Genomic DNA, 10945 nt, shown 5'->3' on the forward strand with positions numbered 1-10945 from the left:
CTGTCACTTCCTCCCCCTGAAAGGGGGAGGGTGGGGAGGGGTCCCTGGAGAAGGAGACCCCCACCCGACTGTCTCGCTGTCGCTCGGCAGTCGACCTCCCCCTTTCAGCGGGAGGTGAAGGAGGCGATCAGTTCTCCAGGTTCTTCGCGGGCGGGAAGTCGCGCGAATAGACCGGCTGCTTGAGGAATTCCTCCGGCTTGTAGGTCCAGAACTGGCTGACGTCCGGATAGGTCTTCACCACGGCATTGACGAGCTTGCCGCCCCGGCGTTCGACCTTGCGGATGTAATTGTTGCCGACCACGTTGCCGTATTCGTCGAAATGCATCGGCCCGCGCAGCGATTCCTTCAGGTTGACGCCCTTCAGCGCCTTCATGAACGCGTTCTTGTCTTCGATATTGCCGTTGACCTGCTTCAGGGCTTCTTCCAGCACTTCGCCGCAGAGATAGGTTTCGGCTGCGTAGACGCCGGGATCGACCTTGTAGTCCTTCTGGATCGCAGCGACGAAGCGCTTGTTGATCGGATTGTCGAGCACGGCCGAATACCAGTTGCCGGTGATCGCACCGAGCGCATCATCACCCATCTGCTGCAGGAGCGACTCGTCCACCGGCGTGAAGCCGCCGAGGATCTGCGCGGTGTTGCCGTATTCGCGCAGCTGCTTGATGAACTTGAAGCCGTTAGAACCGGCATGTCCGGTATAGACGCCGTCGATATTGGGCTTCAGCTGCGAGATATAGGTTGCGTAGTCGGGCGCGTTGAGCGGTGGCCACAGCTTCTGCACCACCTTGCCGCCGGCATCCTCGAATGCGCGCTGAAAGCCCGCGACATTCTCGTGGCCGAAGGCGAAGTCATCGGCGATGCAGGCGACACGCTTCAGCTTCAGTTCCTTCGCTGCGTAATCACCGACCGGATGACTCGGCTGCGCGGAAGTTGAACTGGGCCGAACCAGCCACGGATTGGCCTTGCGCTGCGTCATGTCTTCTGCGCCGGCAACGGTGAGGATCGGCGTTTGCGTCGAGCGGATATAGTCGTCGATGGCGAGCGCCTCGAACGCGGCGAGCGGTCCGATCAGTGCCGAGACCTTCAGGCGCTCGACCAGTTCCTGCGTCTTGGTGCGGGTCTGTGCGGGATTACCGCCGGTATCGGCGGTGTGCACTTCAACCTTGCGGCCGCCGAGTGTGTAATTGCGTTCCTTGAAGAAGACGGTGAGTCCCTGCTCCATCTGGATGCCGCCGGATGCGAGCGGTCCGGTCTTCACCGTGAGAAAGCCAATCTGAATAGGTCCTGCCTGTGCGACTGCGGCCGGCACCTTCAGGACTTGCGAGCTGACGCCCGCGGCGAGCGCTCCCTTGATAGCTGTGCGGCGAGAGACTTTCATCCAGACCTCCCTGTATTTGTCGCGCTCGCCGCATGTCCTGCGGTCGGCGCGTTGATTGGCGTTTCCTCGTGCGGCGCGACGCTTGAGCGTCTTGTTCGTGTTGCCGTCGTAAAGACTATAGCGCGTCTTTGCGCTTTTGCGCTCTCCCATCTTTCACTTGCATCTGCCTTGATTTTGGTCGTTGCGGGATGATGGGCAAGAGGAGATAGGGCATACGCCCGCGGCGCCACCGCAAGGTTGTTGCGCCTGCGAACACTTCGGGCGGACGATCGAGCGGGTCATCATGCAGGAATGGTCCGCAGCCCTTCAACTCGTTCTTGAAATTGGACAGACGTCCCCCGCTGGCACCGCCATATTCATAATCCTTCCCGCGAATGGTGAGCGCGATGCGGTATCCCTTGGGGATCACGATCGAACTCGGCCAGATTTCAACATCCAGCTCAGCGACCTCGCCGCGCTTCAATGGCTGCTTTTCATCATGTGAATGATAGGGCCGCCACGGCTTTGTCAGTTTGCGGTCGAGCTTGCGATGCGACGCGCGCAGCCATCCTTGCGCGATCGGCGTGTGCGGATCGATCGCGCCCTGGAATACGACCTCTTTCAGGTCGGGAGAGAACACGCGCAGGATCGCGAATATGTCGGCATCGCGTGTCGAGGACGACACAAACAACTTGAGGGCGGACGGACCGGTGAGTTCGGTATCGCGCTCGATTGGCGCCGTGATGAAGGTGGCGCCGTCGCCCATAGCGTCGAAAGTCATCGAATTCGGTTTCGCGGACGCCTTGGTCGATAGCGTGCCATCGGGCTGCAGGAAGAATTTTGTCCAGCGTGTCCGCTTCAGCGGCCATTCGGTTTCGCTGCGCTGTTCGAACCGGTCGATGTGGCGGACCTGCAGCAGCACACGCGGCTGACGGTCCCAGCCATTTGCCTTGCCATGCAGGAAATGGTCGAAGAAGCGCAACTGAAGTTCGCGTCCGTAGTCGGTATAGAAATGCGTCCAGTGCTCTATGCCGTGCGCTTCCAGCCATTTCTGCTTGGATGCGGCGCGCACGAAACCTTCGAAATTGCCGCGCGGATGCAGGCCCTGACCTCCCCAATTGGCGGCGGACAGAAATGGCACCGTGATCTTCGACCAGTCCGGCGAGCGCGCCTTGTGATAATCGTCGTCGAGCGGATGGGCGCGGATCTCGTCGCCGAAATCGCAGCGGTTGGTGCGCAGTTCGTCTTCGCTAAGGATGTCGGGACCGCAGACCAGTTCGCCATGCACGCGCGATCGCCGTCCGCGTTCACCGGCGCCATGCTGCACGGTCTTGACCTGCATGTCGTACCAGTTCGCCCAGAATGTACTGAGAATGCCGCCGTGATGCGTCATGTCGCGATACCAGTCGGCCGCGCCTTCCCAGATGCACATGGCCGCGAGGTGCGGCGGCTGCAACGATGCGACGTGCCACTGATTGATGCCGAAATACGACACGCCGTTCAGTCCGACCCTGCCGTTCGACCAATCCTGCACGCCGGCCCATGCGATGCACGTGGCGAAGTCCTTCGTCTCACGCGGCGAGAAATGATCGATGAAGCCCGGCGAACAGCCGCAGCCGCGTGAATCGACCCGCACGCAGACATAATCGTGCGGCACCCATTTCTCGGGATCGACGACTTCCCAGTTCTGATAGAGGTTGCTCGATCCGGCCGGGACGTCCGGATGTTGCGCCACCATGCGCTCCCAGGCGCTTGGATAACCGTCCTGGAACGCGAGACCTTTCGCGTAGGGGCCGTATGTCAGCAGCACCGGGTAGCGGCCGCTTTTCAGTGGGCGAAATACATCGGCGCGCAGCGTAAGCCCGTCGTCCACCACGATGGGAACATCAAAGTCGACGCGCATGCCGTCGCGTGTTTCACTGCGGTGCTGATGGCTGCTCATGTGAGGTGACACTCCCGGGCCGCGCCTCGAAATCACGACACAGGTCGGAGCTTTTGCCAATAGACGTGTGCTCGCGGTAAAACCTTCGGCAAGCGTCCATCAGGACGCAGGGAGGAATGCGATGCAGGTCGGGGTGGCCGGTCTCGGCAAGATGGGCGCTGCCATCGCTGCGCGTCTGATGGAATGCGGACACGAGGTGATCGTGTGGAACCGCTCGGCGGACAAGGCGAAACCATTGGCCGATGCAGGCGCGAAGGTTGCGACGTCACCCGCCGAACTCGCAACACACGCAGACACCATCGTCACGATCCTCACCGACGCCGCCGCGATCGATGCCGTGTATGGCGGCACGTCAGGTCTGCTGTCCGGCAATGTCAGCGGCAAGCTGTTCATCGAAATGAGCACGGTGCGTCCGGACACCGAAAACGCGCTGGCCGCGAAGGTCCGCGCGAAGGGCGCAGCCTTTGTCGAGTGCCCGGTCGGCGGAACGACCGGACCGGCGCGTCACGGGAAGCTGTTCGGTTTTGCGGGCGGCAGCGACGCCGATGTGGCCCGCGCCAGACCGCTGCTCGATCAGATGTGTCGCCGCGTCGAACATGCCGGAGATGTCGGTGCGGGCGCCGGGATGAAGCTCGCCATCAACCTCCCTCTGATGATTTACTGGCAGGCATTGGGTGAGGCGCTCGCCATCAGCCGGCATCTGAAGATAGAACCGGCGCGCCTGATGGACATTCTCGCCGATACCTCGGGTGCGTCGACGGCGGTGAAAAATCGCGGCGCGAATATTGCGCAGTGGCTGGCAGGCGGAGACTTCGGCGCGGTTACGTTCAATCTCGACGATGCGCGCAAGGATATCCGCACCATGATTGCCGAGGGCAAGGCGCGCGGCGTCGAGCTTCCACTCATCGAAAGGACGCTCGCCTGCTTCGATGAGGCCAGTGCGGCTGGTTACGGCCAGAGCGATGGGTCGGGTATGGCGGTCTATTGGGCCGGCCGGCAGAAGGCTTGAAGGAGAATGCGATGAGCGGACTGACACTTGTGCAGGCCTCCACGATTGTGGATACGGCGTTGAAGACCGGGCGCGAGAAGAACTTTCAGCCGCTTTCGGTCGCGGTGCTCGATGCAGGCGGTCACCTTGTCGCGTTCAAGCGCGACGACAAATCCGGGATCCTGCGGTTCGACATTGCCTTCGGCAAAGCCTGGGGCGCACTCGGCATGGGATTTGGGTCGCGCACGCTGTTCGAGCGCGCGGAAAAGACCCCGATGTTTTTCACCACGCTTGCCGCGGCGAGCGGCGGCCGCGTTGTCACCAATCCCGGCGGCGTGCTGATCCGCAACGCAGACGGCGACATTGTCGGGGCGGTCGGCATTTCCGGCGATACCTCGGACAACGACGAGATCTGTGCAATCGCTGGCGTCAGGGCGGCGGGCCTTACGGCCGATCCGGGCGGTGCGAAATGATGCTTCCCGTCCTGGCCGGGCTTGTCCCGGCCATGGGACGGCATGACGAGGCAAGAGGACGGGCAATATGCAATTCTTTTCCTTCTGGCGGTCGCTCGCCTCGTTTCGCGTCCGGATCGCGCTCAACATCAAGGGGCTCTCGCCCGAGGTGATCAGCGTCGATCTGATGAAGGGTGAGCAGCGCAACGATGCCTATCGCAAGGTCAACCCGCAGATGCTGCTGCCGGCGCTCGTGACCGACGAAGGCGCAGTGCTGTTCCAGTCGATGGCGATCATGGAATATCTCGACGATGTGCATCCGCATCCGAACCTCCTGCCGTCGGAAGCGGTGGCGCGCGCGCGTGTGCGCGGTCTGTCCGGGATTGTTGCGTCCGATGCGCACCCGCTGATCGTGCCGCGGGTCCGTGACTATCTCGAACGCGATCTGAAAATTGACGAGCCGGTCCGCCTGCGATGGATACATCACTGGCTCGGCGAAGGAATGAAGGCGTTCGAGACCAATCTCGCGACCAGCAAGGAAACCGGCATCCATTGTCAGGGCGACAACGTGACGATGGCGGACATCTGTCTCGTCAGCCACGCGGTTGGGTGCAATTTCTTCAAGTATGATCTTGCGCCGTTTCCCACGGTACGCCGGATCGTCGAGACCTGCATGAAGGAGGATGCGTTCGCGAAAGCGCATCCGCTGAAGCAGCCCGGTGCGCCGGCGGCGGTGTGATCGTCAAGCCCGGCAATGATGCCGCGTTATCTTTGTGGCTGCTTTCGCCCGCCCTTCAATAGGGCCGTCAGCCGCTTTCCTGTCTCAGCAAGATCCGCCTCGAAGCGCTCGAGGAACAGCCGTGCCGGCGTCGAGAGAGTTCGCCGCGATGGCGTGATCAAGATAAACTCCGCATAGAGCGAGGGGTGGTCGATCGGATTGATGATGAATTCGTCGCGTCCGATATCGTTGATGCAGATCAGCCCCGGCAGCACCGTGACGAAATCGGTGCGCGCGACGAGATCGAATGTCGCCATCATCGCGTCCATCTCGATCATGCGGTCGATCGCGACGCCGTTGCTCTGGAAATAGACCTCCAGATTGCGTCGCCGCACGTTGTCCGGTCCGGGCACGACAATCTTCAGCGGCGCGCAATCGGAGAGCCGAACCGGCGCGAGCGGCTTCAGCGGACTTGTGCGACCGGAGATCAGCACCTCGCGGTCACGCAGGATCAGCCGCGACTTCAATCCGACCCGGCCCTCGAAGGCCGGCACGATCGCAAAGTCGAGCTGATCGTTCAGCACCTGATCGGTCAGCGTGCCGCTATACGCCTCCAGGATGTGCAGCTGCACGTCCGGATAGGCCGGCACGAAATGCTGCAAGGTCGGTGCGAGCGCCGCGCGCGTGAACGTCGGCATCAGCCCGATCCGCAGGCGTCCGGACACGCGCCCGCTCAGCGCGCGGATATCCTCGCCGGCAGTCTCCAGCAGCCCGATGGCGTCGACACAGCGGCGATAGTAGCGAAGTCCCGCGGCCGTCGGGGTCACGCCTGTTGTTGTCCGTTCGAACAGGCGGACGCCGAGGGCCTTCTCGACGGCCGCCACATGCTGGGAAATGCCGGATTGCGTCGCGTGCTCGCGTTCGGCGGCGCGCGTGAACGAGCCTTCCTCGCAGACCGCAATGACGGCCTGAATCTGGCGGAGGGTGGCGTGCGCTGGCATAGGGAATTAGATAAATTAATGGCGATGGTCAGTTGATATTATTTCATTTGGAGGGGCTGCGCAGCTAAATTCCCCGCCCTCTGGAGGACCACCTGATGAAACTCGGCTTTTTCACGATGCCGATCCACGCGCTCGGCAAGGACTGGCGAACGTCGCTGAAAGAGGACCGGGAAGCCTTCATTCTGGCCGACGAACTCGGCTTCTGCGAGGCTTACGTCGGCGAGCACGCGACCGACCAGGCCGAGAACATCACCTCCTGCACGATCTTCATCGCCTCGCTGATCCACGCGACCAGGCAGATCAAGCTCGGTACGGGTACCGTCAACATGCCGAACAGCCATCCGGCTGCGGTCGCGGCGGAAATCGCGATGCTCGACCATATGCTGGATGGTCGCTTCATCTTCGGCATTTCGCCGGGTGGTCTGCTGTCGGATGCGGAGGTGTTCGGCAATCTCGGTGCCAACCGCAACGAGATGTTTCTGGAGTGCATCAATCAGGTGCTGGCGATCTGGGCGGGCGAGCCGCCCTACAATCTGCGGGGCAAATACTGGACGGTCGTCAGCGAGCAGCATTATCTGCCGGCGATCGGGCAGGGCTTTCTGCCGAAACCGTTGCAGCGCCCGCATCCGCCGATCGTCGTGACGGCGGTCGCACCGTTTTCGAAAGGTGTGACCGAAGCCGCGGCGCGCGGATGGGATCCGATCTCCGCAAACTTCCTGATGCCGCAATGGGTGAAGAGCCACTGGCCGAAATATGTCGAGGGCTGCGAGCGCGCAGGGCGCCCGGCCGATCCGGCGAACTGGCGCGTGGCGAAGAGCATTTTCGTTGCCGATGACGACAAGACCGCGCGCGAATATGCGACAGCGCCGGATTCGCCGTATCGCTTCTATTACAAGCAGCTCTTCACCAAGCTGAAGGCGAACGGTCGCATCGAATTGTTCAAGACGCATCGCGATCAGCCCGACGATGAGGTCACGCTCGATTCGATCTGCGATCAGCTCATCATCTACGGGTCGCCCGACAAGGTCGCGGACGAGATCCTCGCTTTCCGCGACAGGGTCGGCGATTTCGGCACGCTGCTCTATGCAGGCAAGGACTGGGCGGATCCCGCGCTTGGCAAGCGCTCGATGGTGCTGCTCGCCGAAAAGGTGATGCCGAGGGTGAATGCGGCGATCAGCGCGGAGTCGCGCGCGGCGGAATAAGGCCGGGCGCGCCGCAGAATGATCGTTACGCGGCGACCGGCGTCTTGAGCGGGCGCTTCTCAAGCCCCGCCGCAAGATTGTCGATCATCAGCTGACCCATCTCCAGACGCGTCTCGATCGCCGCCGTGCCGTGATGCGGCTGAAGAATGACGTTCGGGAAGTTCAGCAGCCGCTTGTCGATATTGGGCGAATTCTCGAACACGTCGAGCGCCGCCCAGCCGAGCCGCTTGTTGGCAAGCGCGTCGATCAGCGCTTCCTCGTCGACCACGGTGCCGCGCGCGACATTGATCAGTGTGCCCTTCGGACCGAGCGCATCGATCACGGCGCGCGACACGAGATGCCGCGTCTCCGAGCCGCCCTTGCAGGCGACCATCAGATAGTCGCTCTGGCGCGCCAGTTCCACGACATCGCCAACATAGGTGTATGGCACATCCTTCTTCTCGCGCGTGCCGGTGTAGAGAACGTGCATGCGGAATGCGACGGCCCGGTCGGCGATTGCGCGGCCAATGCCGCCGAGGCCGATCACGCCGCAGGTCTTGTTGGCGACGCTGCGTCCCAGCGGGATCGGGCCTTTGCTGGCCCATTGCCCGGTCCGCACATATTGATCGGCGAAGATGATCTGCCGTGCCGAGGCGAGCATCATCCCGATCGCGAGATCCGCAACCTCGGGCCCGATAATGTCCGGTGTGTTGCCGAGCGGCAGCCCGCGTTCCTGAATCGCTTGCACGTCCACGAGGTCGAGCCCGACGCCGAACACAGACACGGCTTCGAGGTTTGGCAGCCTGTCGAGCATCGCGCGGCTGATGCCGCGGTTGGCTTCGGTGGCAACGCCGCGGACACGCGCGGCGACATCGGCCGGTATCTCATCCGGCTGCGGCATCTTGAAATAGTGATGCACGGTGTAGCGCCGGTTCAGTTCGGCAACGGTCGCTTCCGGGAATTGTCCGAAATACAGAATGTCCGGCTTCATTCCCCCGCGTCCCGTTTCGTTTGATTCAGCGCTCCGCGAAAGCTGTATCGTATTGCGATACATGGCTTTCGCTGCTTCTCGCGATGTAGCCGTCGTGCGGTGGCGAAGTCAAACCGCGGCGGTGGCGACTCACAGTTCGAAGATCTGCTTCGGCGTCTTGTGCAGACATTCGCCGGGGCCGTCCTGACCAACGATGTAATTGTCGCAGATCACCGCCCATTGCGAAGACGTCTCGTAGCCCGGATGCACGGCGAGATTCATCCCGGCCTGAATCGTCATCGTCTCGTCTTCACGGATCAGCGGGCGCTCGACCAGATCGTAGCCCTGTCCGTGCGCATACAGACGCTTTTCCGGTCCGACGCCGCGTGCGGCCATGAAGGCGTCGTGCGCCGCGGCGATGTCGCGAGCCGGCACGCCCGGCCTGATCTTCGACAGCGTGTAGGTCTGCGCTTCTTTCACCGTTTCGAAGCCGTCGAGCAGTTCGTTCGTGGCTTTGCCGAACACGATGGTGCGCGCGATTTCGGTATACATGCCGCCGGGCCCGGCATTCTCGATCAGCAGCGCGAAATGCTCGCCCTTCTGCAGCACGCGCCCCTGTAGATAGCGATCGGCAAAGTTCGCCGGCTCACCGAGCGGCGCGGACGTGCCAAGGAACAGGCCCTGTTCAGAACCGAGAAGCCGCCCCTCATATTGCGCGAGCGCGGTGATGTCGTTGTCCCGCATGCCGGGTTTCACCTTCTTGCAGACGCGCGCGAAAATCTCGTCCTGCATTTCGGCGCAGCGGCGGATGAGGATCATCTCCTCCTCGCTCTTGATCGCCTTGATTGCATCGACCTCCTCGGTCGCGTCCACGATCTCGGTCTTGCCGGCGAGTCCTTGTTCGATCTGCGTCACGAAGCGGTAGGGCATCGCGCCGCGCCCGATCATGCCGATGCGCTTGTAGGCCCGGCGCCTCAGTTCGCCGAGCGCAAGCTCGCCCTGATAGCCGTCGGTATAGGCGATCGAGGTGAAGGCCGGCGTCGTGATCAGGTCGCCGACGCCGCGGTGGATTGCGTGGCGGCCTTCGAAGCCGCGCCGGCCGCCCGCAGGACCCATGTCGATGACGGTCATCGCGTCGTTCAGGTGAAAGAGCACTGTGCGCGGATAGCCGTTATAGGCGGGGAAATCGGTGAACCACTTCACGTAGCCGCCCAGCCAGTCGTTGTTATTCTGCATCACGAGGGCGTCGAGCCCGCGCTCGCGCATCATCGCGCGCACCACCTTCCAGCGCCGCTCGAGTTCGGCATCGGAAATCGGGTTCAGCCTGCGGTCGATCATTACGGTTCCTTCCCCGCCGGCGGTCCGCCGGTCTGAATATTCCTTGCGCATCGTCTGGCGCATTTTCCGCCGTCCCGGGACGAGGCCCCCGACAGCGGCGCGGCAATATCGTGGATAAGCGTTTGCCGCACAATGTTTGACTTTTGCCACGGCGCGGCGGTCCGGCACCCCGGAAAGCCTGCCATGCTGTTTTTTGCATAATTGACTCCCGGTTCCGCGGCGTGTTGGCATGGCCGCAAAGCCGGGTTATCGGCTGTCCAACCGGAGGGTTCTATGAAGTTGAAGCTTATCCTGGCCGCCGCCGGCCTCGCGATGCTGGCCGCGCCCGCATCCGCCCAGACCAAAGTGAGTATCGGTATTTCCGGCTGGACCGGCTTTGCGCCGCTGGTGCTGGCCAAGGAGGCCGGCATCTTCGCCAAGAACGGTCTGGACGTGACCATCAAGAAGATCCCGCAGGCCAGCCGCCACCTGGCCATCGCCTCGGGCGACGTACAATGTGCCGCGACCACGGTGGAGACCTGGGTGGTATGGAACGCCAACGGGGTTCCCACCACGCAGCTGTTCCAGCTCGACAAGTCCTATGGCGCCGACGGCATGGCCGTGCGCAACGACGTGAAGTCGATTGCGGACATCAAGGGCAAGACCGTCGCGGCCTCGGCGCCGGGCACGGCGCCTTATTTCACGCTCGCCTGGTTCCTGAAGAAGAACGGCCTCTCCGTGAAGGACGTGAAGGTCGTCAACATGGAGCCCGGACCGGCCGCACAGGCCTTCATCGCGGGTCAGAACGACGTCGCCATGACCTATGAGCCGTATCTCTCGGCCGTGCGCGCCAAGCCCGAAGCCGGCAAGATCATCGCCACCACGCTCGACTATCCGATGATCATGGATACGTTCGGCTGCACGCCGGACTTCATTGCCAAGAACGAGGGTGCGGTGAAGGCGCTGGCCAAGAGCTATTTCGAGGCGCTCGACATGATCAAGAATGACGAGAAAAAGGCCTA

General features: G+C 62.4%; 10 protein-coding genes. 5 read left to right on the forward strand and 5 right to left on the reverse strand.

What is annotated here, in order from left to right:
- Window positions 1-127 precede the first annotated feature (127 nt).
- Together VNZ93_RS12610 and VNZ93_RS12615 are read right to left on the reverse strand one after the other, a co-directional pair.
- Window positions 128-1525 (reverse strand): ABC transporter substrate-binding protein, encoded by a 1398-nt coding sequence (locus tag VNZ93_RS12610; RefSeq protein ID WP_325705216.1) that lies wholly within the window; start codon window positions 1523-1525, stop codon window positions 128-130.
- Window positions 1491-3296, reverse strand: a complete 1806-nt coding sequence (locus tag VNZ93_RS12615; protein WP_325705219.1) for a CocE/NonD family hydrolase — start codon at window positions 3294-3296, stop codon at window positions 1491-1493. Before VNZ93_RS12615 ends, VNZ93_RS12610 begins: the two co-directional genes overlap by 35 nt.
- Before the next feature lie 121 nt (window positions 3297-3417).
- Between VNZ93_RS12615 and VNZ93_RS12620 the strand changes: the two genes are divergently transcribed.
- From VNZ93_RS12620 to maiA, 3 genes are all read left to right on the forward strand, one after another.
- On the forward strand, window positions 3418-4305 hold the full coding sequence (locus tag VNZ93_RS12620; protein WP_325705221.1) for an NAD(P)-dependent oxidoreductase: 888 nt from the start codon (window positions 3418-3420) through the stop codon (window positions 4303-4305).
- Window positions 4306-4316: 11 nt separating this feature from the next.
- Window positions 4317-4757 carry a heme-binding protein gene (locus VNZ93_RS12625; RefSeq protein ID WP_325705224.1) on the forward strand — a complete coding sequence of 147 codons (441 nt, stop codon included), beginning with the start codon at window positions 4317-4319 and terminating at the stop codon, window positions 4755-4757.
- Between the two features lie 67 nt (window positions 4758-4824).
- Entirely contained in the window at window positions 4825-5475 is a 651-nt protein-coding gene (gene maiA / locus VNZ93_RS12630; RefSeq protein WP_325705227.1) for a maleylacetoacetate isomerase, read from the forward strand.
- Window positions 5476-5501: 26 nt separating this feature from the next.
- Here the strand turns inward: maiA and VNZ93_RS12635 are convergent, their stop codons facing one another.
- Window positions 5502-6455: a LysR family transcriptional regulator gene (locus VNZ93_RS12635; protein WP_325705230.1), complete on the reverse strand. Its 954-nt coding sequence runs from the start codon at window positions 6453-6455 to the stop codon at window positions 5502-5504.
- 95 nt (window positions 6456-6550) lie between these two features.
- On the opposite strand from VNZ93_RS12635, the gene VNZ93_RS12640 reads away from it, so the two are divergent.
- Complete coding sequence (locus VNZ93_RS12640; RefSeq protein WP_325705233.1) at window positions 6551-7657, forward strand: LLM class flavin-dependent oxidoreductase; 1107 nt, start codon at window positions 6551-6553, stop codon at window positions 7655-7657.
- 25 nt (window positions 7658-7682) lie between these two features.
- On the opposite strand, the gene VNZ93_RS12645 is transcribed toward VNZ93_RS12640, so the two are convergent.
- Together VNZ93_RS12645 and VNZ93_RS12650 are read right to left on the reverse strand one after the other, a co-directional pair.
- Complete coding sequence (locus VNZ93_RS12645) at window positions 7683-8627, reverse strand: 2-hydroxyacid dehydrogenase (protein ID WP_325705236.1); 945 nt, start codon at window positions 8625-8627, stop codon at window positions 7683-7685.
- 129 nt (window positions 8628-8756) lie between these two features.
- Window positions 8757-9944 carry a M24 family metallopeptidase gene (locus tag VNZ93_RS12650; RefSeq protein WP_325705239.1) on the reverse strand — a complete coding sequence of 396 codons (1188 nt, stop codon included), beginning with the start codon at window positions 9942-9944 and terminating at the stop codon, window positions 8757-8759.
- 273 nt (window positions 9945-10217) lie between these two features.
- Here VNZ93_RS12650 and VNZ93_RS12655 point away from each other — a divergent pair.
- Window positions 10218-10945 (forward strand): ABC transporter substrate-binding protein (locus tag VNZ93_RS12655; protein WP_325705242.1); only part of this gene is annotated, 728 nt, incomplete at its 3' end.

This window comes from Pseudorhodoplanes sp., assembly GCF_035565795.1.
In the GTDB taxonomy this organism is placed as follows: domain Bacteria; phylum Pseudomonadota; class Alphaproteobacteria; order Rhizobiales; family Xanthobacteraceae; genus Pseudorhodoplanes.

Bases quoted from the DNA above. Each gene is read 5' to 3' on its own strand.
- VNZ93_RS12610 (WP_325705216.1), bottom strand. From the start codon at position 1,525: ATGGGAGAGCGCAAAAGCGCAAAGACGCGCTATAGTCTTTACGACGGC.
- VNZ93_RS12615 (WP_325705219.1), bottom strand. From the start codon at position 3,296: ATGAGCAGCCATCAGCACCGCAGTGAAACACGCGACGGCATGCGCGTC.
- VNZ93_RS12620 (WP_325705221.1), top strand. From the start codon at position 3,418: ATGCAGGTCGGGGTGGCCGGTCTCGGCAAGATGGGCGCTGCCATCGCT.
- VNZ93_RS12625 (WP_325705224.1), top strand. From the start codon at position 4,317: ATGAGCGGACTGACACTTGTGCAGGCCTCCACGATTGTGGATACGGCG.
- maiA (WP_325705227.1), top strand. From the start codon at position 4,825: ATGCAATTCTTTTCCTTCTGGCGGTCGCTCGCCTCGTTTCGCGTCCGG.
- VNZ93_RS12635 (WP_325705230.1), bottom strand. From the start codon at position 6,455: ATGCCAGCGCACGCCACCCTCCGCCAGATTCAGGCCGTCATTGCGGTC.
- VNZ93_RS12640 (WP_325705233.1), top strand. From the start codon at position 6,551: ATGAAACTCGGCTTTTTCACGATGCCGATCCACGCGCTCGGCAAGGAC.
- VNZ93_RS12645 (WP_325705236.1), bottom strand. From the start codon at position 8,627: ATGAAGCCGGACATTCTGTATTTCGGACAATTCCCGGAAGCGACCGTT.
- VNZ93_RS12650 (WP_325705239.1), bottom strand. From the start codon at position 9,944: ATGATCGACCGCAGGCTGAACCCGATTTCCGATGCCGAACTCGAGCGG.